Here is a 24,694-nt window from a genome sequence, read left to right on the forward strand (position 1 = left end):
TCCCCCCGATGCTCACCGGCGTTCTTGTCCCGCATACGGGCGCAGGGTCGGGTGCTTCTTGGCCGGCAGTACAGCCCCCTTGCCGGGATCGGAAGTTGATGTCCGGGAGCCGAGATCGGCCCAAGCTTTCAGATCATCCAAGGCGTAGACGACGCGACCGCCAATCTTGCGATAGGTCGGGCCAGTGCCGTATGTACGGTGCTTTTCAAGCGTGCGACCGGACAGGCCGAGATAACGCGCCGCTTCTGCCGTACGCAGAAAGCGTGGGGGTAGGCCGGCCATTGGATCGGGCATTAGATAGCTCCTGGATGACAGCACGCTGCGCACGGCAGCGCCGCCGTGCGTGTGGTCATTATGGAGGAGCTTGTTTTCGGAGCGGGATGCCGAATATTGAGGGGCCGATTTTCGATACCCCAAGCTGATAGCGCTAGCTCTCTACGTCCAGCTCATGGAAGTCAGCCATATCCACCCTGCATCAGTGGCAGGCCCCGTCGGCGCTCTCATCTGTTCGCTGGCCACTGGGGCGCACCGAAACGGGGCAAACGGGAGCTTTTAGATGCGCCGAAGGGCGGGGTTTACCCGGCGCATGCTGCATTCGCGCGGCATTCTCCTGCTCAGCGATGGAGGTCGAGCCGGCCACAGTCAAACGAATTTGAGCCTCTATGGCTTTCCTTTCCGTCAGGTCCGCTTTTCGAAAGCCGCGCCTGGAATACTGAAGAAACCTTGAACGGCCTACGTTGGGGACAGAATGAAGATCGATCCACGAAGCATTGAAGTCGGCTGGCCGTTGCCCCGAGTGCACAAACCAGCTCACCAGCGCACGCGTCCGCCAATCAACCAGCCTTCGAGTGTCAGCTAAGTGAGTTGCGGCCAATCCAGCAAACATTGGATGCCGTTACCATTTTGACAGATTCGGAGACTGGGCCGACTGCAATGACGAGCCGCGATGCGCGAGTGCCCCCTGTCCGAGAAGCCGATCGCTGCCTGGCGATATCATATGTCAGGGGGGGCACCGAACTTGCTGCATCGCTGGCCGGGCGAATGTCGAGGTGCTCAGGAGTGAGATCGGGCTGGCTGAGCAACGATCAACACGGTGGCCTGCAATGACCGGATCGCTCGTCAGCAGTGTGGATACCGACAGCGTTTTCAAGACGGTGCTGGCATCGTGCTATGCAGCTGCACCGTTTTCAGAACGAGGCGGGATTGCACGCCGCGCCTCGATGGGAGTCAGCACGACGACTACAGAGGGGGCCCATTGTCGGCTGCCGACGGCGAACCGTCGCCCGAGATCGCGCGTATCTGGAGTTTCCCCGAACAGCCGGCGCGTACGCCAGCTGCGAACCAGCCCGCCCTGATTCATAGCAAAGTCGCGACCGCGAGCGCCCTGGCGGTCGCAACTGTATCGCATGGGACGCCGAGCGAGCGCCTCGGGCGCAGATCGAGTAGTCGATGCGAGCGGGTCATCCGGCGACGACGGATACTCGCTGACCAGTGGACAAAACAACGAAGCGCCCCGCCCGATGAACCGGGCGGGGCTTCGACGGATCGACCTCAGTCGCCGTTCTTGCGCGGCCGCGACCAGAGCAGCGTATAGCCTTCGCCGGCTTCATCGTCGAACAAATTCGCATAGATCGGCGCGTTGAACGACGGATCATCGAGCTTGAGTGACAGGTAATCCCGGCCCTCCTCGGAGCGCTTTGACCAGGCCGCTCCGATCTCCGCTCGACCCACATAGACGCGATGGCTCGGAGCGTTCTCGTTTCCGCGGCTGGCCTCGGCGACGATTCGGACACCCTTGGCCTGCAGGCTCAGCGTGATGATCTCTCCCTGAAAATCGTTGCCGACCTTCTTGAAAGAACCGATGTTAGCCATGTCTCTTCTCCTTCTGTTGTTCGAGCCCGCGACCACCGCAGCCTCGATGGCGATCTACAGGCCGACGACGATCGGCGGCGCACCCGCTTCTGGGCCGGAGCGCAGCGAAGGACGCCGGCGAGAAACTTTCTTGTCTCGCGAGGAATGGGCGTCAGCCCAGGGGAAGAAAGTTTTGATTGCCGGCGTTGCGGCTCAGACGATCGAGGCGCAGCCGGTCGTCGGCCAGATCGAGCCAACGAGGTCAGGTGCGTCCGAGCGCTGAACACTCTGGAGAGCAAGACTTGGCGGACGTCGTTGTCCAACACAAGGGGTCGTCTGGGCTGGGCGTAGAGAAGGAAAGAGCATGCGAAGGAAAGGCGCAATCGTCGAATGGCACAATGCCGCAACGACGCGCCTGCCGCCGGCACATCATCGGCCCAATGACACTCGGCACGCTCAGTGCGACCCAGGCCGCGCGTTCGCCGACACGTCATCCGGCGACGCCCTCCGGCCTGGGCGCGTGTCCAGAACAATAATCCGCGTCCGCGCTATGCCGACACTGACGGCCGCACAGAGGCAGGCGGTCGTACCAGCTGTCCGGAACCACTCAGATGCAGACGAGAGCATCGTCCGGCGCTTGAGCCGTCGTCCGACTGGTTCGCTGACCGTACGCGCTGCCTGCTCTAAATGATTTCGAAGTACCGCTGACGTTCAAAGTCAGTGACTCGGTGCTGAACCACTTCCCACTCCCAGCGGCGGGACGACGAAAAAGCTTCGACAAACTCGCCTCCAAAAAGGTCAACCGCCTCTGGAGATTGTACAAACCGACCTGTCGCCTCCGATAGATCTTGGGGAAGACGCTCGGCCGCAGCGCAGTTTACTGCACTTGCATCACCGGCAACTGGAGCTGTCAAGCCAACGTCCTCCTCGATCCCCAGCAGGCCGGAGCCGATAGCACATGAGAGGGCGAGATAGGGGTTCACGTCGGCGCCACTCAGCCTGTATTCGATGCGGTGCGCGGCTGGCTCTCCCGGAATGACGCGTACTGCGCAGGAGCGGTTGTCGAGCCCCCAGCTCGGGCAGGTTGGAGCCCAATAGCCGGGCCTTAGCCGTTTATAGCTGTTCACGTTGGGCGCGGCGAGCACACAAAACTCTTTCATGTACTTCAGCTGTCCGCCGACGAACTGACGCATGGCTTTCGAGACGTTACGGTTAGTTTCGCGGTCGTAGAATAGATTCTCGCCGCCCGACGACATCGAGATATGAATATGGCCCGACTGGCCCGGCCAGTTCTCGGACACCTTGGCCATGAAGGTCGCCATCAGGCCTCGCGTCTGCGCCCACGATTTTATCATCGACTTGAATATCACGGCACGGTCGGCAGCATCCAGGGCATCGCAATGGCGAAGTGCCGCTTCAATAACGCCAGGCCCCGTTTCAAAATGAAGCCCGCTGAGAGGTATTCCAGCGTTCTTGCAAAGCACGCGGATTTCGTCGAACAGCTCATTGTGTGCGACGGCGCGTGCGACTGAATAGCCGAACGGACCGTGCGTCAAAGGAGTCCATTGGTCAAATGGCTTGCCGTCAATTGTCTCGGCGGTTTCCTTGAATAGCACAAACTCGAACTCGAATCCGGCTGTGCAGCCATATCCGTGATCGGCAGCTCTTCGTAGGACTTTACGCAAGACGCCACGCGGGCAGATGCTCTCATGCGCTCCCACAAACTCAGCAAGATAGAGGTACTGACGACGATCAGGAGACACCGGGCGACCAGTGCGTGAGAGAATCCGCAGGTCGGCATCTGCGAATGCTGATGTCGGCTTTTGTGTAACAGTCGCCGGGATCACCTGGTCTGCGCAGTCCCAGGCGAGCACGGCCTCCGAGAATTTGATGAGCTTATCTCCATCAAGGACATCGTCGGCCATCACGTGCTTGCCTCGAAGGACGCCGTCAAAGTCGCACACGCCAATCATTGCCGCACGGGCTCCATTCGCGGCGCTCCCCCGTACTTCGCCCGACATCAATGCTGTCCTTGCGTCTTCAATTCGAACACCTGGTCCATACGCATGGCGCGCAACGCTCGATAGTCATCCTCGAGCTGGATCAAGTTATTGTTGACGAGATACACGATGCCCGGTGTTGACGCCAAGTCAATCGTCGGTACCAGGTTCTGACCAATCGGAACGAATGCAATCGCATCCGCAAAGCTCGGCAGTCCGCGGATTGCCTCGAGTCCCGGATATCCAGCAACAACACCGCCCACATCGGAGATGAGCGAGACACACAGCGAGTGAGCGCGCCGCATGTACGGCCCGCGCCGCCTCATATACTCCGCAAAGCCGACGGGATCTGCATAGCGCCACGCAGTCAGCGTCATATGATTGTGACCCAAAGCCATCGTCCGGGCCTTTGTCGACATTGTCCCTTGAAGCCTTGCTCCAAAGTCCACCAAAACCGCTCCCCGATCATCAACGAAGATCTCGGCATGAGCGGGTCCGTTGACGATCTTCAGCGCCTGCAATGCTCGGACCAAATAGTCGGACAGCTCTTGAACGACGGGCTCCTTACCTCCCAACAGTCGCTCGAGCGAGCAGACCGACCCCGCCCCTTTTATGGGAACGGTGTCATAGGTCCACACCTCGGTGACGAACGTTTCCCCCTCGATCGAGACTGCATTTACGGTGTACTGTTGACCGTTTATCTTCTCCTGAGCAAGGGCAACGCGGTTCAACGATCCGACCCGGTTCGTCTTTCCGACGATGACACTTAACGCTCGCCGGACATCCGCATCAGTCGCGCAGAAAAATACATCCTCCGTACCGGTGCTGTTCACCGGCTTGATGACGATTTCGTCGAAATGTTCCTGACGCATCCAACTTATGACGTCCTCCGCATTATCAGACACCAGTTGACTGATCGATCGTACCCCTGCAGACCTCAACGCCTCAGCCAGGCGCGATTTGTCTCGTCTTGCAGACGACATGGCGGTCCCATTCGTCGGCAAGCCCAGCCGTTCGGACAGGCAATCGGCCAGCTCAACTCCTGTCTCACATCCGGCTATCACGAAGTCGAATTCTCGACCTCTAAGGGCTTGCAGGTGATGCTCGACAAGCCGATCGTCAGCCATGCATTCGCTCGGACGAATGACCTCATCATATGACCGATCGTCGAAATGCGAGCGAAAGATGGCCGGAATCTGTGCAGACGACATCACATGCACCGTTCCAATTCCATACCGCTTGAACTCCTCCGGCAGGTATCGGCCGGTTGAGTATGCGTCCACTATTACACAATGCCGTTCCTTCATGCGGATCTCCGATACTGCAAGTAGATGTTGCACAGGGCGATAGCCGTGATGAGAAGATTTCCAACGAACGTGTATGAAGACGGCACGATGCGAGCGTCGAAATACTGGAACAAAAATGTGATGATCGGAGCCGTGGACAGGACCATGTTCACCGTGAACGGCTCCACGCGGCGAATGCCCTCCTGTATCAAGAGCAAAGGCACAATGATTGTCGATAGCGCGATCACTACGATTGCGCACCAATGCTGCGCGATCTCCGACGCGATAGACGAATGATCGCTCAGCGCAAGCAGCAAGAGGATCGCCCCGTAGAAGCGATGGGCCAGCACTTGACGACCGGAGAATCCACGATCGAACAGCATTTTCACGAGGATATTGGTAAGGGCAAGCGATAGACCGGCCACGACTGCCAGGAAGATGCCAAAGGACGATTGAGGTCCCCACGCGACGCCGGCGTTTCCGGTCGCCGAAATCCAGATCATGTAACTGCCAACGACCGCAATCAGAAGGCTCACGACAATATCTGACCTTGGGGGAATGCCCTGCTTTCTGATCAGCGCGTTTAGCCACACTGTTGCGGAAGGCCCCAACGCCACCATGAACGCGACGATGATGGCAGGTTCGGCGTACGTCAGTCCGACGAACAGCCCAACCCAGCTTATCGCGGTCACGAAATTGAGTGAGACAAAGACCGGAAGCGACGACTTCGTGACTTCCACTCGTCCGCCTGCCCCGCGAGCCAAGACGTTGAAGGTCATACATACCACACCAAAGGACAGCAGAAGAGCGATGGCCGCGTCTGCCTGCTGGAAATATGAAGCAGCATAGACCTCACCTGCGGCACTCACGGTGACGTAGAGGGCCACAAAGACCACTCCCGCGGCGAAGCGATTGGTCAGCAGCCCGGGCGCGGCTTGCGGCGAACCGGACCTGCGGGATTCTCCGTTCGGCTCCGCAGGGCCGCATTTCGATCGGAACTTCACGATCCGCCCCTAGTATGTCTTGCTTTGGCAGTACGCAGCGCACGCGTCGCCAAATGCGCTGAAGAGGTGCTTGCTCACGCGGTCGGTTGCCACGTGCCATTCGGGGTGCCATTGCACGCCAATCTGCAGCGTCGGCGCGCCAATGACAGACGCCGCTTCAACCAGACCGTCGGACGCCCAGGCCTCTGGCTTCAGCGCAGCGGCAAGCTGTTCGATGCCTTGATTATGCAAGGAGTTCACTTGCGCTTCGATCGCGCCGGCGATCGGAAAGAGCGCGCCGTCAGGACATATCCTTACGCTATGTGCCACATCGTATTGCCGATCCCTTGGAAGATCTGCTTTCTCGGCATGCATCTGACCACTTTCGGACTTCCACTGCGAAAGCGACGGGTGAAGCGTGCCGCCGAAGTAGACGTTAAGCTCCTGCAGCCCACGGCAAATACCCAAGATCGGCATCCCGTAGGCAACGGCCCTCTCGATGGCCGCCGCCGACAGCCGGTCGCGTGGGCGGTCGCGGATGCCTCCTTCAACGTCCTGCTCGCTTGTCTTCGCAAGGGAAGCGGGCGCGCGCAAGATTGCAGGATCAATGTTCGATTCATCTCCTGTCAACACGAGGCCGTCCAATCTGGGCATGATCGCCAGTCCGGCATCGGCGTTCACATCCTCAGCATCGATGGTCGGCAGTATCACACAGGTCGCGCCGGCATAGTGAGCGAGGGCGTGCAGATACTTGCGGCGCAACCAGTCGCGGTGCACGCCATCCACCAAGAGGCGATTTGACGTGACGCCCACGACGGCTCGGGTCGAGAGTCTCCGTTGCGGTGTCAAGCTGGTTGCTCTTTCGTATCGACGCTGGTCAACGACTGCTCATACAGGCGTCGATTTCGTTCCTTTAGTTGAGTCATGACGCTGGGTTGACCTTGGGGTCCCTTGACGAAGAGCCCTCCCCAGGTCGCAGCAACGCTTGCGTAATGAGGATCTTGCATTCGAATCTTCTGTGCCTTGTGCAGGAGCCAAAACGGAATGCCGGGCGACAGATGATGCTCGAGGTGATATTCATCCAGGTTCTGACCAAAGATGGCTCGCTCGAGGAAGTTTCCTTTCCTATTCCGGGTTAGATAGACGTTCTGCGTCTCCGTCTCGCACATGGGGGAGTGTTCGGCGAGCTCGATAAACCAGCCGAGGACCTGAAACGTGGAGAGATAGGGCACGATCCAGAACAGCACGACGATGTGGAGCAGTCCAAGGGCATATGATCCGACCAAGATGGTCGTCCAGAAAAGATAGAAGCCATACTTGTCGATAAGTATGCCCGACCGGCTCGCGTCGTCGGCATCTGTTATCGAAAACCGGTTGGTCCAGAGATACTTCAGGTACGCGACTGTCGCGCCACCCAATATCGGCTTCCAGATCATGTTGAAGGCGTAGCGTCCCGGGGGCTGGACGTCGTAGACGCCGCTGGCCAGGAAGAACTTCAGATCAGGGTCCTTCTGCGGGTCGCCGAGATAGGGATGATGTTGGTAGACATGTGAAATCCGGTAAGCCCAGTGGCGCTGAAACAAGGGATAGGCGGCGAACAGAATGCCAAGGACATAGTTCCAGGTCGTGTTTTTCGCGAGGGTGCGGTGAGCCGCATCGTGCGCGATCGTTGTCAATCCCCGCTGGTAGGCGCCGATCAGAAGAACAGCGAGCGGATAGAGCCACCATGAGACGTAGACCGTCGCGAGCGCGCAAGCTGTAATGACAGCGTAATCTTTCGCGATATAGGCGGCTCCCGTTATGTTGTCCGGTCTCAGCTCGGAGAGCTGCTTGTTGATCTCGCGGCTGAATTGAACAGCCTCATAGCGCGACGACCTCAGTTTCCAAGCCTCTGCCTGTGTCATGAGAAATCCCTTCCTGATGGGCTTACAGGTTGTCAGATTGCGGAAAGCGCCTTGTCCAAGTCCTTGATGATGTCGTTGACATCTTCAATGCCGACGCACAGTCGGACTGAGCCACCAAATATGCCGGCGGCCTCACGCTTTTCCCGTGGGACAGTGGTGTGGGTCGTGGACACAGGATGCGTCACGAGCGTGCGGGCATCCCCCACATTGGACACGTGATACATCAAGTCGACGTTCTGGATGAACCTGCGCCCTGCCTGTTCGTCCTCCACCTCAAACATCACCATCGCCCCATATCCGTACGCGACATCGAGGGTCTGATCGACAGTTTCCCGATCGGCTCCTTCAAAGAGCCCTGGGTAGAAGACGCGCCGCACTTTTGGATGCTCCTGAAGAACGCTGGCCACGATCCTGGCATTCTCGCAGTGCTGCTTCATGCGAAGAGGCAGTGTCTCGAGCCCTTGGATCAGTTGAAAACTCGCAAAGGGGGCGATGGCGGCCCCGGTATCGCGCAGCCATGTCATTCGCGCTTTCAGTAGAAACTCGCTCTTGCCGAGGTCTTCGACATCCCGCAGCGCGTTGCGCCAGATAATTCCCCCATGCGCGTCGTCAGGATGATTGAACAGGGGAAAGCGAGACGCTCCCCGGTAATCGAACTCTCCGTTGTCAACGATCAGACCGCCTAGTGTCGTGCCGTGGCCGCATATGTATTTGGTTGCAGAGTACGTCGTGATCGCCGCACCGAGCGCTGACGGCCGACACACCAAGGGTGTCGTCGTATTGTCCACGACCAGGGGGACGCCGTGCTTTCTGCCGATCTCCGCCAGTTGCTTGACAGGGAGCGGAATAAGGCATGGGTTCGAGATCACCTCTCCGAACAGACATATCGTGCGATCATCGATTGCACGTTCGAAGGTCTCGGGCCTACGAGGATCCGCTGTCCTGACGCTAATACCAAGACGCTTTAGCGTGTTGTGGAGCAGGTTCCAGGTATTGCCGTACAGATACGGAGAGGCGACGACGTTGTCCCCCACCTCGCCGCTTGATAGGTTGACGATCGCAAGGAATGTCGCGGCTTGACCCGATGCAACCGCGAGCGCGTCGCTTCCCACGTCGACGGCGGCGTACCTTCGTTCCAGCGCTCGGGTCGTTGGGTTGATGATCCTGGTATAGGTGAAACCATCAGCCTTTACGTTGTAGACATCGGCGATATGGTTCAGATCGCCGTCGAGTTCATAAGCCGTGTTCTGATAGATCGGCACCGCGACAGCTTTTGTTGTCGGATCACGCCGGTATCCCGCATGCAGAACGGCAGTTTCGGTGGAAAATGGGGGCTGGGAGGTTGTCGCGACCGGACGCGAGATCTCGCCTTGCCGGCCGGCAATCTCCTGGGGTGACATCCGCCCCGCCAACGGCGCCGGACCTGACCTGAAATATGTGCGAAAAGCGCACCCCAACCGTTCGATCCAACTGGATTGGATTTCTCCAATACAACCGATCCGAAAGCTGCGGGTAGGAGGATGCAACTTGGAGTAGACGTAAAGGTTATGAGCCGCCAGATGACGATATAGGCCATCGAACGCGACCTGGTCCGAGATTCCGGTCGGCGCGGTGAACGCGACGCAAATGGGCGACTGCAGGTCGGCTGGCAGAAGTGGAGACACTACTCCTTCGAGTTCTTTGATAAGATGGTCCCTTATCTTCTCATACCTGCGGCGCCTGGCATCAATGCCTTCGGCGTGCAAAATCTCCAACGCTTTTGTAACCGCTTGAACGATATGAGTGGGAGGGGTCGATCGCCACTCTCCCGTGCGCTCGAACGAACGCCATTGGTCTCTTACGTCGAGCACAAATGACCTTGGTTCGTGAGCCGCATTCTCCAGCAGCTCGCGAGAGGCGATGACAAAAGCGACTCCCGGCGGCGCTTCTATGCACTTGTTGCTAGACGTGACAAGGACTTCCGGTCCGTCGTGGCTCAGATCGGTGTTGATGGCACCAAACGAGCTCATCCCGTCGACAATGGTCTTCACGCCACGCCGCTTCGCCTCCGCCACAATCGCTTCCAGCGGGTTGACGATCCCGGTCGTGGTCTCGCAATGGACAAAGCAGATGTGCGTGATGCCTGGATTTTGACTGAGACGCTCAGCAACCTCCTGGGGATCCAAAGGCTCGGTGGCTCGCTTGACAAAGTGGAGCGCGTCGACGCCCCATAGCCGCAAGATCGTGAGAATGCGCTCCCCGTAGATCCCGTTGATGCAAACGAGCGGCTTGTCGGCCTGGGCAACGAACGAACAGAGAGCGGCTTCCATGGCAAAAGAGCCGCCACCCTGAATAGGCACCACAGAATAGGTTTCAGGGTTCCCCGACAGATTGAGCATCAGCCGCCTCATACGGGCGGTTACTTCCTTGAACTCGCAATCACGCGATGCAAGATCAAATTGCATCTGGGTCTTAACCGCCGCCGACAGCGACATTGGACCAGGCGTCAGCAGAGAGCGCTGCCTTGTCATACCATCCCCCTCATTGTTGTATTCAACGGATCTGAAGCATTGCGGCGCGACCGAGAAACGGCGCTTTGTCAAGCCCGGAAGCCGGCGACGATTCCCTCATTGCGGCCGCTTTGAACGACACGGCACTCGGCGGAATCAGGATGGCGCCTCGCGTGTCGGCCTTTCGAAGGTCCGCGAACAACAACCTCCATATCTACGCAGATGCGGAACGATCTCCGCAAAACCAGTGGCTGACGTCATTGAGCTCTCTTGGACATTGCGCTTACGATCCACGCCTCCGATCGCAATTGGTACAATGGTCAGCTCGATCCTGAGCTTGCGCACAGGCAGGTTGAGCTTGCCGCCAATCTTCGATCGCAGGCGAGGCAGGTCAGCCGATCTGCTTACGTAGGATGTCGACGTTCGGCCAACGGCGCCCGTCAGACCATCGCGTGCCGATCCTGATCCGGAGATCGCCCGCCTTACAGTGTCGCTAACAGTGGGGCTCGTCTTGCATGAGACTGAGACTGAGACTTGAGACATTCGTACCTTTGTTGCTCGCTCGAAGCTTTTCGGTTTGTGAATACCAACACTGCCTATTCCGAGACCGTACAACTTGACGTTAGGTGCGATTCAACCCTCACCGAGATGTTGTCGCGTGAATATTTCCTGACACGCACCTCAACTAGTGGCGAATAGGTCAAAGTCGGCGGCCGAATTGAAGGGACCGCGGGACCGAGCCGCGCCCGCGGCGTCGTACGGTTGCTGTTCTTGAAACCAGTTGCGCAATTGCATGTGCACTCATGCGACGGAAGAAGACGCAGCTGCAGCAGCCCTGGCGGTAGGATCGGGTCTCAGAGTTCGACGCAAGGTTCGGCACTTCGGCCTGCGCGCTTCGGACACCCGCAGGCACGTGAGGCGGATGGAGATTCTCGCTCATGCGCGATCCTTGCCAAACCTCCAGACAGGGATGCCGAGCTTCTTCGCCTTGTCGGCAAGATTTTCCTGGATGCCGGTGCCTGGGAAGTGCATGAGGCCGATCGGCATGACCGCCAGCATGGCATCGTTGCGCTTGAATGGCGCAGCCTTGGCATGTTTCGTCCAGTCCGGTTTGAAGGCAATCTGGGGTACCTTGCGATTGCTGGCCCATCTTGCAGCGATCAATTCGACGCCCTTCGGCGATCCGCCGTGGAGCAGAACCATGTCGGGATGTTTTGCGTGGACCTTGTCGAGCCGATCCCAGATGAATGACACATCATTGAAGTCGAGTCCGCCCGTGAGCGCGATCTTCGGGCCGGGCGGCAGCATCAGTTCGGCGTCAGCGCGGCGCTTTGCGGCGAGGAAATCGCGAGAGTCGATCATTGCGGCGGTCAATGTGCGGTGGCTGACGACAGAACCTGAGCGCGGGCGCCAAGGCGAACCGATCTGGACTTCGAATCGTTCGGCGGCCTGATCGCGGAAGAGCTCCATCGCGTTGCGGCGCTCGACGAGTGTGATTCCCTCGGCCGTGAGCCGTTCGAGTTCGACGGATCGCACCTCTGAGCCATTCTGTTCGTGTTGGCTTCTCTGCTGTGCCTGCTCGTTGGCGTCGAGCTCGCGTTCGATCCAGCCTGTTGCACGGTGAAACAGGTTGACGGTCTGCCAGAGCAGGTCCTCGAGGTCCGATTCGAGGCGAGTGCCGTGCAAGGTCGAGACCAGGGCGCCGAAAATGTCGGAAACGGCGCCGGCGACAGCGTTGCCTTCCGGAAGGGGCCTCGGGTCGGGTTCATCCTTCAAGGGACGGAAGCCATAAAGCTGAAGCTCGTCGAGGATGTGAGCGGTCGGGGACGGACTGTGGGGCGGTTCGAGGTCGCTGTCGTCGTGGTCGCTTGCCATGGGTGGGCTCCTTTGGCCGGCTCGGCCGCGCCCATCGCGGCCTTCGTGGCGATCACCCGACGGCAAGCGGAATGGACCAGAACCCGGAGCGCAGCGAAGGGCCGAAGCGTCAGCGGAGGATGGCAGAGGCGCGGCTATTTTGTTTCGCGATGCAAAGGCGCTGATAAGCGCCGGCGGAAAATAGCCGCGATCCATGCCATTGAAGGGCCGAGCCGCTTGCCGTCCGATCGCCCTTCAGAAGGCTGGGGTGCGGATTTGGCCGGGAGAGGACGCCCTCGTGGAATCGGATGACGACGCCACGAACTCGTCATTCAGCCAATCCCGGTCATGACGGGACAGATGAAGCGCGCGGCGTCCTGTGGAGTTGAACTGGGCGGATAAGGCTGAGCGCAAGTGACCGAGCCCGAAATGTCGCAGCTCCTCATTGAACTCCCCGAGCCGGGCAACAGTGCGATTGCCTCGATACCTGTCTGTTCGGCGCGCCTGGTCAGGGCCGACACTGCTGTATCGCCGGCCGAATCGGCACCACGCACCATGTAGAGCCGGCCGGAAGCTGGAGCGCAGCAAGGTGCTTTGCGGAGAGCGCTGCACGATTGGCAGCATCGGAGCTGGGCATCGCAGCGACAGCGTGGTCTTGATGCCCTCTCCCGCTGCGAGCACTTCGTCGGCCGTCCCGAATCGAAGCGCATTACCAAGAAGGAAGGCCGGGTCCGTGATCTGGCGCTGTTCAACGTGGCCATCGACGGTAAACTTCGTGGCTGCGATGTCGTGGCGCTGAAAGTCGACGACCGATCGTGCAAGCGTCCGACAAAAGAAGACGGGACGGCCGCTCAGATTCGAACTCACCGGGTCAACGCGCCAAGCCATCGACGCCTATCTGAGGGCGACGGGCAAGAAGCCGGACGAATACTTATTCACCGGCCGGCGAGGACCTAACTGCAGCCTAACCACGCACCAGTACGCACGGCTACTGTCTGATTGGCTTACCAGTGTAGGACTCGATCCGCACCTGTTCGGAACACAATTCACCACGTCGAACAAAGGCGCCCCTCATCTACCGATGGAGCAACGTGACGCCGATCGCTTGGCATGGTATTTTGTTCGGCCGATCCTGGAGATTTAAAATCGACTACGGACCGCTTGGGTCAAGAACGACGGCCGGCCCCTGAGACAATTTGCCCGGTGTATCCCCGACAGCCGACGCATAGAGGCAGACATTCGCGGTCTATCCGATCTGCGTCTCCAAAAAGAAGTCGGCGTCGGGTTTGACCATCGAGTTCATCGTTACATGCAGCGAGTGTACCTGCTCGCCACGTTGTTTGACGTATTCGTACGCGGCATGCTCCCGCTCCAGGTCTGGATAGATGAGTTCGCCTCGATACATGAAAACCGGCAGCGTTCTGCCGAAACCGGTCAGTGCCTCGCGGCGCATGATGCGATAGCTGGTAGCAAACCCAATATCTATGAAATGCTGGAGGAAGGCGTGCAATCTTGGCAAAAACTCTTCTTCACTGATGCCGTCGCGCAAAGTAAACACCCGCTAAAGCTAACCAATGACGTCTCCCGCATCTGTATCCGTTTCCTTACCATTTCGAATTCTGCTGCCTGACTCGATCACCACTTCGGCATAGACGAGCGTCCGCTGATCGCGGCTACTGGATCATTCGGGTAACCCGGCAAGGCGCAGTGGCTTCATCAGTGCGTCCAGGTGTTCCTGGTGGCGGTAAGGTAATCCCTGCGCCCAGCGGCTTGCGGTAAGGTTGGGATGGGTTGTCAGCATCTTCCTGACGATTGCTCGAGCCTCGTCCTCACTGCCGAGGTTCCAGAGCGACGCTGCAAGAACGGCCTGCCCTGTTAGCCAGTGTGGCCTCTCGATTAGGACGCGCGAGGCAATGTCGCGTGCAGCGGTAAGATTACCAAGGTGAAACTTTGCCCGTGCCTCATCGACCATCGATTGACTAATACTAAGCGGGCTGAGCCGCTGTGCTTGCTCCTCGTACTGAGCGGCTTTTCGGAAATCGCCAGCGTAGCCGTGAAACATGCCAGCCATGTGATACGCATCCGCGCAGTTCGGGCCGAGGGCAATCGCCTTGTCGCCGGCTGCCAAAGCCTCATCATGCCGGTGTTGAAACAACCGCGCATAACCTATCACCACGTATGCCATGTAGCTGTCTGGGTCGGCCGCCAGAGCCCGGGCAGCACACTCCATCGCCGCCTCGTAGGTTGTCGCCTCGTCTCTTTCCCAGCCAAAGCGAACCTGGTCGGTTAATGTGAGCCCCAACAGGTAAAGCACCGGAGTATAGTCAAGGTTGATGGCCAAGGCCCGTTCAAATTCGAGGCGCGCTTGTGCATGAGTGTGCTTGGCAAAATTGACGTACAGGGTACGGCCTTTGAGGAAATGCTCGTAAACCAGCGGGCTGCCGGAGCGCTTGCGCCACACCCGCACCTGTTCGCCAAGCGTCAACCGGACCTCGAGCGCGGCAGCGATGTCCTGCGTAATCCGGTCCTGAAGTTCGAACACGTCCTCGAGGTCGCCCTCGAAACGGTCGGCCCACACATGACTGCCATTCAGGCTGTCGATTAACTGTGCCGACAATCTCACGCGATTGCCGGCCTTGCGAACGCTCCCCTCCAGTATGTAGCGAGCCCCAAGTATTCGCCCGATTTCGCGGATATCCCGCGCCTGTCCCTTGAACACGAAACTCGAATTGCGTGCGATGACCAGCAATTCTTGGATTTTCGACAAAGTCGTCAGCAAGTCTTCAGCGATGCCGTCGACAAAATACTCCTGCTCGGGATCGCCGGACATGTTCTGGAACGGCAGGATCGCGATGGACGGCTTGTCCGCGAGTGGCGGAGGCGGTCTCAGCCTGTCGCTCAGCCCGCCAGACGCTCCCGCGCGCACAGCAAAAGCGCGGACCGGCCTGGAGATGTTCTTGAGGTGCTGTTGACCCCGGTCCTCGAAGCCAACGTCCAGCTTACCCTCGACCTCGCTGTACACCTTCTCGGAAATCAGGATGCCGCCGGGATCGGCGACACCCTCTAGCCGGACAGCAATGTTGATCCCGTCGCCATAAAGGTCTCCGTCCTGCCCAACAATAACGTCACCGAGGTTCAGCCCGATACGTAACCTTAGGGGGCTGCTGCCTGAGGCAAGATGATCCTGGATCTCGACCGCGCATCTCACGGCGGCAACGGGACTCGCGAACTCGGCGAGCGCACCATCGCCCGTTGTCTTGATGAGCCGCCCTTCGTGGCGGGAGAGGCCAGGCTCGATCAATTCCCGCTTGAGCCGCTCAAACTCGGAATAGGTGGCTTCCTCGGCGCGTTGCATCAACGCGGAGTAACCGACCACATCGGCGGCCAAAATCGCCGCCAATCGCCTTTGAACCCGCTGCTCGGTCAAGGCGCCCTCTAAACGACCAGACTAACCACGCCGCTGGCACAAGGGGTACCCTAGCATTTTGTTGCCGACATGTGAGCGGTAATCGCAGGAGCCCGATTGCCTCAAATGGCACTTTGCCGGGACCACAGCGCGGAACGCTCAACTCGGGAGGTCCGAGTTGGGCCAGGAATGGTCAGTCGCCCTTCCGAAGTCACCGATACCTCCCAGCTTCTGTTCGTTGCCTCTGGTTGGTGATATCTTCGACTGCCGCGGCTCTTTCTAAACGCCACCAAGAAACTCTGATCGGGGTTCAGAACATGCCAATTCAGGTGTCGAACGAGCCGGACGCTTTTCGAGACTTTGAACGAAGCGGATGGAACGCAGTATCCGAGGGTTACGAAGCTGTCTTTGGTCCGCTGACGGCGCAGTCGGTTGATGTCACGCTCGATGCAGCTGGGGTCATTCGCGGATGTGACGTGCTCGATGTCTGCACGGGACACGGCGTGCTCGCGCTGGCTGCTACGGAGCGCGGTGCGAAGGTATCAGCTGTCGATTTTTCAGAGGCCATGGTCGCCGCCGCCCGCCGGAACGCTCCTTCGGTCGATTGTCGCCAAGGGGACGCGCAAGATTTGCCATATCCCGACAATATGTTCGATGCCGTTGTTTGCGGCTACGGTTTACTCCATGTGCCCGAGCCGGACCGCGCTTTGGCGGAAATGTATCGTGTCCTTCGTCCCGGCGGCCGCGTGGCGATCAGCGTTTGGGAACGACCCTCACCAGCCAATGGCTTCGGCCTTATCTTGGGGACGGTGAAAGCTCACGGGCGTGTTGACGTTCCCCTGCCGCACGGTCCCGATTTCTTCCAGTTCGGCGATCCGGAGGATATGAAGGCCGCGCTTGCGCAAGTGGACTTCTCCGATGTCGCTGCAACTACTGTGGCTCAGACGCTGCTGCTGAAAACTGCGACCGGATTGGTCAATCTGGCGTTGCAGGGAGGGGTAAGGATAAGGGCCCTTCTTCTTGCTCAAGACAGCGCTGCTCTCTCGGCAATCAACGTCGCCGTCGCTGAAGGCGTGGATCAGCTGTTCCGAAACGGGGACCGCTTCCGGGTCCCCATGCCTGCCATTCTTGGAAGCGGGGTAAAGCCGCGACAGTAATAGATCCGATCTGTTTCCGATGGAGCAACGTGATGCCGGTCGCTTGGCATAGCATTTCGTTGGGTCGATCGTGGAGACTTACAACGATCCATGCGGCGAGGCGGCTACCCCAACAGAGGAGGCCGGTTGGCGCGGCCCAACGTTGCCTCAAGCGATAAGCCGACGGACAGCAGCTCCCGGTCCTGTCCGCTCAATGCGTCAAATTCCAATCCGACAGGCAGACCACTGGGGGTCTCACCGGCTGGCAGAACCAAGCTAGACATGCTTGCACAGACTCCCAAGGCGATGTTGCGCCCGATCGCGACACTTTTGTCCGCCGACCTCGGTTTCACTTCGGTCAGACATCTTCGGTGGGAGACCCATGACCACGGGATGTGCAAGCATCAGAATATTGTGTTGGCTGTACCAATCGCGGACGGTAGCCTTCAGTTGATCGCGCCTGGCCAGCGCTGCCTCATAAGCCTCACGACTGGGTCTGCTCGGTGGCAGCGCTCGAGTCTCGATGTATGTTTTCATCGAAGGGCCGACTTGCGCAAACATTGCCTCGAAGGGTCAGGCCAGTCCCCTGCTCCTGCAAGTACCTCGCGACCCCCTGGACGAGTTCGCTGATCAGGATCGTCCCTCCAATGTCCGTAGCCGCCCGCACAACATCGGGGGTGGCGACCTCCACCAGCGTCGCGCCGGCCTCACGGAGCTTGCCGAACGCTTCAGTGACAACGCGCCCGACCTCCGGGTCGAGGCCGCTGAGGAGATGATCGCACGACAGGCCAATTCTGACACCGCGCAACGGCGTCGCGGTCGGCGCCGTGTCGTCGCCGGTGACGACGCGATCGAACAGAAGGAGATCGACGACGGCGCGCGCCAGCGGACCGACCTGATCAAACTTGTTGTCGGTCAGCGCCATGATGCCCTGACCGGGGTAGCGACCAAAGCTCGGCCGCAAGCCCGCCAGCCCGCAACATGTTGCCGGCACCCTGATCGACCCGAACGTATCCTCGCCGATTGCCAGTGGCGCAATGCGCGCGGCGACCGCTGCGGCCGATCCGCCGCTGCTGCCGCCCGGAATCCGCGCGCGGTCATAGGGGTTGCACACACTGCCGAAGGTTTCATTATTGCTTGTCCAGCCAAACGAGAGTTCGTGCAGGTTTGTCTTTCCCATCACGATTGCGCCCTCGGTCAGCAGTGGCTCGAAACGGCTGCGTTCTGTTTGGGCCTGAAATCGCGCAAGGCACGGGTGCCATTGGAGGTCGGGAAGTCGCGCGTGTTGATGCTGTCTTTCACGGGGATGGGCAGTCCGTGCAGCTTGCCAAGCACGCCGCCTGCCCTGCGCCTTATGTCGGCAGCGCGAGCAGCTTCGAGCAACATTTCGGGATCAAGCGTTCGAAAGGCGTTAAGGTCAGAAAACTTCGAGCCCGCTCCAACAGAGCTTTCGCATAATGCTCCGCAGAGACGTCGCCTCGACGCATCAAGTCAATTGCGGCCGTTGCCGTAAGGTCAATCAGGCTATCGTTAGCCGTGTTGCCTTCTCGAGCCGTCACAGTGTGCTCACTCCGCCGTCTAAGTGAATGCCCATATTATAGCATTGATAGGGAGGCCCGCATTGGGTCATGTGCTGCCTTCCGGAATGCGTCAGTGCCACGACCCGTGTACCCCGGATAGCTGCCGACTTGCTGCACCGCGCAAGTCGGCAGGGGTGGGCAAATCCGGCTGTGCGCTCCAGCGTCCAATATGGACGGCAGTCCGCAACACTACAACACGACATGATCTGCCCAATTGCCGGCGGCGCCGGAGGCCGATCGGTCAATCCGCCTCGGCCTCAGTGAAGAGCATGAAACGAACGACCTCCTGTGGCGCGAGCTGGATGCGCAGTGCCGCTTGCAGCGCGCCGAGGCCGAATGCACGCAGGTCCTCGTTGAAGTCGTCCGTCTGCGGCGACAGGGCAAGCGCCTCGATGCCCGCCGCTTCGGCGCGTTCGGTCAATGCCGCGAGCGCCATGTCACCTGAGGCATCGGCATCGCGGGCGATGTAGAGGCGGCGCAGCGTCAGCGGAAGCAGCAAGGCGGCAAGGTGGTTGGCCGAGAGCGCGGCAGCCATCGGCATGGCAGGCAGCGCACAGCGCAGCGACAGCATCGTCTCGATGCCTTCGCCGACAGCGAGGACGTCGTCGGCCGCGCCAAAGCGGACGGCATGGCCGAGCAGACCGCCCATGGCACGTCGTGGCGTGTCGATCGGCGCCTTGCCGAGCGTCGCCTCGCTGAATCCGTCAGGGTCGAGCCAGGTCCGGTGCGCGCCGGTGAGTTTGCCCTCAAGGTCGGTGACGGCGGCGATCATCGCCGGCCAGGTCTCGGTTGTGCTGTGCTCATCCGGCCGGTAGTAACAGCGCGGATGGAAGCGCAACGATGCGGTGTCGTGCAACGTCGTAATGCCGCGATGGTGCAAGTACGCTGCCGCGAGCGTACCTGTGATCGGTTGCGATATCGCGAAGAGCCGCTGCGCTGCTTCCGGCGATCCGGCGGGGACAGGCGTGCCCACGTGCTTTGGGCTGCGGCGCGGTTCGGCGCGCGGCAGACTCAGAAAGCGTCGTGCCTCATCGGCGACGTCGCGGAAGTCGATGAATCCGCAGCTCTCGCGGATCACGTCAAGCAGATCGCCATATTCGGTCGAGGCGGAATCGGTCCAGCGCCCGGCGGCGCCGGGACCGGATTCCGGTCCGCTCAGCCGGACGAACATCGACCGGCCTGGCGTGTTGCGAACGTCGCCCACCGTCCAGTAGCGGCCCTGGCGCCGTCCGTTGGACAGGTAATGGCGGCATACCGCCTCGGCATCACGGGCAAGGCGGCGCGCCAGCTCGGCAGCGTCACGCGGCATCACCGGACCTCCCGTTTACCGATGCTCCTTGACAACTTTGCACAACCGTTGCCGCGTGGTTTCGATATTGCCTGCCGGGCGCCAGCACGCCGAACGCGCCGTAGTCGTTTCGGACAGCCATCATCATTTCGGTTCTCCAGAACGGGCAGCCGAGAGCCTCTCTCTCGACCTCCGACCCGTCGCGGAAACCCGCCCGCCTCCTCTCACTCTTCGCCCGTAAAGTGAGGCTTCAAGCCACGTGAATCCGTGCCTTCTGCTGCGATGTCCACGTCGGAATCGGGCAAAAAGCCGAGAATGTAATCCGCGGCCCTGCTGGCCTGGCTTGCCGCGCGGATGATGGCCCGATTATCCTCGCGCAGCACTTCAAGCCATGACGCGATGTAATCGGCATGCCGGACAGTCGGCGTGATCCCGAGCGAGGCACAGCAGAAAGCCGCGTTCAGTTCGGCGATCAGTTCCTCAAAGGCATACTTCCTGGTGCCATATGAACCACTGAGATCACGATTGAGGCGTGAGGGGTGGCCGCTGGCGTGACCGATCTCGTGCAAGGCTGTGCGGTGCCAATTGATCGGTTCGAAATAGGCCGCCGGTGGCGGCACTTGCACGTAGTCTTCGGCCGGAACGTAGAAGGCGCGGTCGCCGCCGATGCGAAAATCGATGCCGATCGCCTTGATCAGATTGTCGACGGTCGGCTCGATCATACCCGGCGGTGGAGGTGTCGCGCACGTCGCAATCTCCGCGGGCAAGTCGTCGCACTGATCCGTGTTAAAGACAGTGAAACGTTTCAGAAACGGGATCGCCTGCGCTTCATCGCCGGCCTCGCATGCACGGCGTTTTTCGTCGGCCGGAACGAAACGATCGGCATAAACGACAGTAGCGCCGCGCTCGCCTTTGCGGACGTGACCGCCAAGCGACAGCGCCTGACGGAAGGTGATCCAGCTCTGAGCTGCGAATCCGCGCACCGTCGCTGCGCTCCAGAGAAGCAGGATGTTTATGCCACCATAGCGGCGTCCGGTGGCGGCGTTTCTCGGCATGGCCGGCGGCGCCCCGTCCGTCGCCGCCCTCCAGGGCTGAACCCACGGCACATGGCCGGCTTCGAGTTCGGCGATGATCTTATCGGTGATTTCGTCATAGAGGCAGGCCCGGTCCTGGCCGGCGCGCGCCCGGGAAGGATTTCGCTTCATCGCGAGTCTCCGCGACGGGCGTCGCGAGACTCTCTCGCGGCTACAAACCCGTCACGGCGAAGCGGGCGCTCCTCTCACTCTGCTCTGCAGCTGCGGCCCTCGGTGCCGATTTGTTCGCGGGCAGACCGGCAGCCTGCCTCTTGAACCGTCTATCTGTTCGCGCTCCGGCCGAGCGGCCGGCAAAAACGAGGCCACGAGGAAAGGACCAGCATGGCGCCGCCGGTCGCGAGAATTCGGAACCGACTGCTTCTCCCCGAAGTGGTTCACAGCGTATGGCAGAAGGTCATCGCCCGGGCCCAGTCACGACGGGGATACCTCATTGGTGCGCGAGGGATCGACGCCGGCTGGCCCGAGACGCTGCGTGGCTCGGTTCGAGAGCCCGGTGCGGCGCCAGCCGCACGCGCGGAAAAACACGTCTACGGAACAATCAAGCGCGTGGAAGCCGGACTTCCTCCCGGGCCTTTGTCAGGGTGTTGTAGATTCTGACCTGAAGCATCGGACGACGCGCCTTAAGCTCCTCCGCTCGTGCCCAGGCTCCATCTCGGGTCGAGAATTCGGCTTTCAATTGGCCGTCGACTTCGAGCACGTAACCGGAAGTCGGCAGTCCACGGGTGGGTGCGACCATTTTATTCCTTTCGGCCAGTTCGTCTGATCAATGAGCACGGCTTAACCCGAGTCGACCCGACCGGGCCAGGATGCCGGTGATAGTCATGTGCTGCAAAATCGGTGATGGACCTACAGGGCGTGCCGATGCTAGCGACCGCCAATGATTCCGCGCGCCGCCAAGAAATCGACGACAGTCTCCGCCAATTTGTCGGGCGTCTGCCCCACGGTCCTGAGGTGAATTTCGGGCCTCGTCGGCGCTTCGTAGGGCGCATCGACGCCCGTGAAGTTCTTGATCTTTCCGGACCTCGCCTTTGCATACAGACCCTTAGGATCGCGCCGCGCGCATTCCTCGATCGGCGTGTCGACGAAGACTTCGATGAACTCCGCCTCAGCAACGAGGTTTCGCACCATATCTCGTTCGGCCCTGTGGGGCGAGATGAACGAGCACAACACGATCAAGCCGCTGTCGGCCATCAGCTTGGCGGCTTCGCCGGCGCGCCGGATGTTCTCCACGCGGTCAGCCTCGCTGAAGCCAAGATCGCAGTTCAATCCGTGGCGGACGTTGTCGCCATCCAACAGCATGGTGTGGCGCGACGCTGCGAACAGCTTTTGATCGACGAGGTTGGCAATTGTCGATTTTCCCGCGCCTGACAGGCCAGTGAACCAGACGATGCAAGGTTTCTGATTCATCAGTGCGGCGCGCTCGCTCCTGCCCACCGAAACCGCTTGCCAGGCAACATTGGTGGCCCGCCGCAGCGGAAACGCAATCATGCCCGCGCCAACCGTACGATTGGTGTAACGATCGATGACGATAAATGATCCGGTTTTCCGATTGACATCGTAAGGATCGAATACGGCCGGCAATGCGGTCGCAACATTGCAGAATGCGATCTCGTTGAGAGAAAGCGTCCGGGCTGCGAGGTGCTCACATGTGTTGACCTCGATCCGGTGCCTGATTGCGGTAACGTTGCCGGCCACGGTCTGCGATCCGATCCGCAGGATGTAATTGCGTCCCGGAACGAGTTGCTCCTCGTCCATCCAGATCAGATAAGCGGCGAAGTGATCAGCGACTTTCGGCCGCTCGCCTGGCCGCGCCAGAAGATCGCCACGGCTGATATCGATCTCATCTTCCAGCGTAAGGGTGACGGCATCGCCAGCCTCGGCTCGGGGCAGGTCACCCGCCTGGGTCACGATCCGCTTGACGCGCGTCGTTCGTCCGGATGCGGCGACAACGATCTCGTCTCCCGCCGAAATACTCCCCGAGGCTACTGACCCGGCATAGCCACGGAAATCCAAGTCGGGTCGGTTCACCCATTGGACCGGAAAACGGAAAGCCTGGCTTGCGGCGTCGGACTGGATATCGACGCTCTCCAAATGCCCGAGCAGACATGGACCATGGTACCACTTGGTATGCGCGGAGCGGTCCACGACGTTGTCGCCGTAGCGGGCCGAAATCGGGATCGGAATGATCGAAGTAAAGCCAAGACCGGCGGCAAAGCCAAGGTACTCACCGACGATCCGATCAAAGCACTCCTTCTTGTATGCAACGAGGTCGATCTTGTTCACCGCTAGCACGATATGGCGAATACCGAGCAGCGAGCAGATAAAGGAGTGGCGCCGGGTCTGGACCAACACGCCTTTGCGCGCATCGATCAGGATGATGGCGAGCTGGGCGTTCGAGGCGCCGGTTGCCATGTTGCGGGTGTACTGCTCGTGCCCGGGCGTGTCGGCCACCATGAAGGAGCGCCGCGACGTCGTGAAGAAGCGGTAGGCGACGTCGATCGTGATGCCCTGCTCCCGTTCGGCTTCGAGCCCGTCCACGAGCAGCGCGAAATCGATGTCATTGCAGGCCGAGCCGTGCTTGGCGCTATCGAGTTCCAGCGCCGTGAGCTGATCGCCGGGAATCATCTTGCCGTCATGCAGCAGGCGTCCGATCAGCGTCGACTTTCCGTCGTCTACGGAACCGCAGGTGATGAATCGCAGCTGATCCTTTGTTCCGGCCTCAACGGGTGCAGTTGTCATTGTGGAAGCCATCAAAAGTAGCCTTCCCGCTTCTTCTTTTCCATCGAAGCGGCCTCATCGGTATCAATCAGGCGTCCTTGACGCTCCGACGCCGTTGCCGAGCGCATTTCCGCGACGATGCCCTCGATCGTGGTCGCGTCTGACTCGATGGCTCCGCTCAGGGGATAGCACCCCAACGTGCGAAACCGGACCATCCGCATCTCCGGGGTTTCGTTGCATTCAAGCGGCAACCGTTCGTCGTCCACCATGATCGTCGCACTGCCTCGTCGCACGACAGGCCTTCGCTTAGCGAAATAGAGCGGCACGACTGGGATCTTTTCGAACATGACGTACTCCCAGATGTCGAGCTCGGTCCAATTCGACAGCGCGAACACGCGCATGGTTTCGCCCTGACGAATTCGCGTGTTGAAGAGATTCCAGAGCTCCGGCCGCTGATTGCGGGGGTCCCACACATGACGCGCTGATCGGAAAGAGAAGATTCGTTCCTTTGCGCGGCTCCTTTCTTCGTCACGTCGTGCGCCGCCGAAGGCTGCATCGAACTGGTAGAGGTCGAGTGCCTGCTTCAGAGCGTCGGTCTTCATCACCTGGGTATGGAGAGCCGAACCGGATACGATCGGGTTGATCCCGCGTTCGATGCCTTCATTGTTCACATGGATGATCAGATCGACGCCGAGCCGCTTGGCCGTCTCATCCCGGAACGTGATCATTTCGCGGAACTTCCAGGTCGTGTCGACGTGAAGCAGGGGAAACGGCAACTTCGCGGGATAAAAGGCCTTGATCGCGATGTGCAGCATGACGCTCGAGTCCTTTCCGATCGAATAGAGCATGACCGGCTTTTTGAACTCGGCGACCACGTCGCGCATGATTTCGATCGATTCAGCTTCGAGTCGGCGCAGATGTTTCGGCAGCATATGTCTTTCTTCGATGCAGGATCTCTGCTCGCTCAGTCCCGTATTGACGTACTTGCTCCGATCCGCACAGCCGTTCCGGCGATCGGGTGTGCTATATCGCGTGGCTTTCAATTGGGTCAAATACCGCGACGGTCGCAAGGCTAGTTATCTGGACGTCCTGCCGCTCCTTCGTT

20 protein-coding genes are annotated in these 24,694 nt (G+C 59.9%); 2 read left to right on the top strand and 18 right to left on the bottom strand.

What is annotated here, in order from left to right; translation table 11 throughout:
- Positions 1-12: 12 nt before the first annotated feature.
- Both MTX23_RS25660 and MTX23_RS25665 read right to left on the bottom strand, forming a co-directional pair.
- Positions 13-294 (bottom strand): helix-turn-helix domain-containing protein, encoded by a 282-nt coding sequence (locus MTX23_RS25660; RefSeq protein ID WP_280972996.1) that lies wholly within the window; start codon positions 292-294, stop codon positions 13-15.
- A 1,257-nt stretch (positions 295-1,551) separates the two neighbouring features.
- Entirely contained in the window at positions 1,552-1,872 is a 321-nt protein-coding gene (locus tag MTX23_RS25665) for a DUF736 domain-containing protein (RefSeq protein ID WP_280972997.1), read from the bottom strand.
- On the opposite strand from MTX23_RS25665, the gene MTX23_RS25670 reads away from it, so the two are divergent.
- Positions 1,871-2,134: a hypothetical protein gene (locus MTX23_RS25670; protein WP_280972998.1), complete on the top strand. Its 264-nt coding sequence runs from the start codon at positions 1,871-1,873 to the stop codon at positions 2,132-2,134. The genes MTX23_RS25665 and MTX23_RS25670 overlap by 2 nt on opposite strands.
- Before the next feature lie 400 nt (positions 2,135-2,534).
- Here MTX23_RS25670 and MTX23_RS25675 read toward each other — a convergent pair whose 3' ends face one another.
- The 10 genes from MTX23_RS25675 to MTX23_RS25725 form a co-directional block, all read right to left on the bottom strand.
- The gene (locus MTX23_RS25675) at positions 2,535-3,872 is read right to left on the bottom strand and encodes a glutamine synthetase (protein WP_280972999.1); all 1,338 of its coding nucleotides are present in this window, start codon (positions 3,870-3,872) and stop codon (positions 2,535-2,537) included.
- Entirely contained in the window at positions 3,872-5,158 is a 1,287-nt protein-coding gene (locus tag MTX23_RS25680; protein WP_280973000.1) for an ATP-grasp domain-containing protein, read from the bottom strand. Before MTX23_RS25680 ends, MTX23_RS25675 begins: the two co-directional genes overlap by 1 nt.
- The gene (locus MTX23_RS25685; protein WP_280973001.1) at positions 5,155-6,141 is read right to left on the bottom strand and encodes a DMT family transporter; all 987 of its coding nucleotides are present in this window, start codon (positions 6,139-6,141) and stop codon (positions 5,155-5,157) included. The genes MTX23_RS25680 and MTX23_RS25685 overlap by 4 nt, the downstream gene beginning before the upstream one ends.
- 9 nt (positions 6,142-6,150) lie before the next feature.
- Entirely contained in the window at positions 6,151-6,933 is a 783-nt protein-coding gene (locus tag MTX23_RS25690) for a gamma-glutamyl-gamma-aminobutyrate hydrolase family protein (protein WP_280973002.1), read from the bottom strand.
- 32 nt (positions 6,934-6,965) lie between these two features.
- Entirely contained in the window at positions 6,966-8,024 is a 1,059-nt protein-coding gene (rtxC, locus tag MTX23_RS25695) for a dhydrorhizobitoxine desaturase (RefSeq protein ID WP_280973003.1), read from the bottom strand.
- A gap of 32 nt (positions 8,025-8,056) precedes the next feature.
- Complete coding sequence (locus MTX23_RS36425) at positions 8,057-10,534, bottom strand: 2-aminoethylphosphonate--pyruvate transaminase (RefSeq protein ID WP_348637512.1); 2,478 nt, start codon at positions 10,532-10,534, stop codon at positions 8,057-8,059.
- A gap of 915 nt (positions 10,535-11,449) precedes the next feature.
- Entirely contained in the window at positions 11,450-12,388 is a 939-nt protein-coding gene (locus MTX23_RS25710) for a DUF2493 domain-containing protein (RefSeq protein ID WP_280978189.1), read from the bottom strand.
- A gap of 234 nt (positions 12,389-12,622) precedes the next feature.
- Positions 12,623-13,255, bottom strand: coding sequence for a hypothetical protein (locus MTX23_RS36430; protein ID WP_348637513.1), 633 nt, complete (start codon positions 13,253-13,255; stop codon positions 12,623-12,625).
- Between the two features lie 358 nt (positions 13,256-13,613).
- Positions 13,614-13,916 carry a DUF6614 family protein gene (locus MTX23_RS25720; RefSeq protein ID WP_280973004.1) on the bottom strand — a complete coding sequence of 101 codons (303 nt, stop codon included), beginning with the start codon at positions 13,914-13,916 and terminating at the stop codon, positions 13,614-13,616.
- 132 nt (positions 13,917-14,048) lie between these two features.
- Positions 14,049-15,794: an adenylate/guanylate cyclase domain-containing protein gene (locus MTX23_RS25725; protein WP_280973005.1), complete on the bottom strand. Its 1,746-nt coding sequence runs from the start codon at positions 15,792-15,794 to the stop codon at positions 14,049-14,051.
- Between the two features lie 296 nt (positions 15,795-16,090).
- On the opposite strand from MTX23_RS25725, the gene MTX23_RS25730 reads away from it, so the two are divergent.
- On the top strand, positions 16,091-16,930 hold the full coding sequence (locus tag MTX23_RS25730) for a methyltransferase domain-containing protein (protein ID WP_280973006.1): 840 nt from the start codon (positions 16,091-16,093) through the stop codon (positions 16,928-16,930).
- A gap of 463 nt (positions 16,931-17,393) precedes the next feature.
- Here MTX23_RS25730 and MTX23_RS25735 read toward each other — a convergent pair whose 3' ends face one another.
- From MTX23_RS25735 to cysD, 6 genes are all read right to left on the bottom strand, one after another.
- Entirely contained in the window at positions 17,394-18,113 is a 720-nt protein-coding gene (locus MTX23_RS25735; protein WP_348637579.1) for an amidase family protein, read from the bottom strand.
- Positions 18,107-18,295, bottom strand: coding sequence for an amidase family protein (locus MTX23_RS25740; RefSeq protein ID WP_280973007.1), 189 nt, complete (start codon positions 18,293-18,295; stop codon positions 18,107-18,109). The genes MTX23_RS25735 and MTX23_RS25740 overlap by 7 nt, the downstream gene beginning before the upstream one ends.
- A 435-nt stretch (positions 18,296-18,730) precedes the next feature.
- Positions 18,731-19,798, bottom strand: a complete 1,068-nt coding sequence (locus MTX23_RS25745; protein WP_280973008.1) for a toprim domain-containing protein — start codon at positions 19,796-19,798, stop codon at positions 18,731-18,733.
- 203 nt (positions 19,799-20,001) lie between these two features.
- On the bottom strand, positions 20,002-20,982 hold the full coding sequence (locus MTX23_RS25750) for a zincin-like metallopeptidase domain-containing protein (protein WP_280973009.1): 981 nt from the start codon (positions 20,980-20,982) through the stop codon (positions 20,002-20,004).
- 753 nt (positions 20,983-21,735) lie between these two features.
- Complete coding sequence (gene cysN, locus MTX23_RS25755; protein WP_280973010.1) at positions 21,736-23,622, bottom strand: sulfate adenylyltransferase subunit CysN; 1,887 nt, start codon at positions 23,620-23,622, stop codon at positions 21,736-21,738.
- Entirely contained in the window at positions 23,622-24,521 is a 900-nt protein-coding gene (cysD, locus tag MTX23_RS25760) for a sulfate adenylyltransferase subunit CysD (protein WP_280978191.1), read from the bottom strand. The genes cysN and cysD overlap by 1 nt, the downstream gene beginning before the upstream one ends.
- Between the last annotated feature and the right edge of the window lie 173 nt (positions 24,522-24,694).

This window comes from Bradyrhizobium sp. ISRA436 (genome assembly GCF_029910015.1).
In the GTDB taxonomy this organism is placed as follows: domain Bacteria; phylum Pseudomonadota; class Alphaproteobacteria; order Rhizobiales; family Xanthobacteraceae; genus Bradyrhizobium.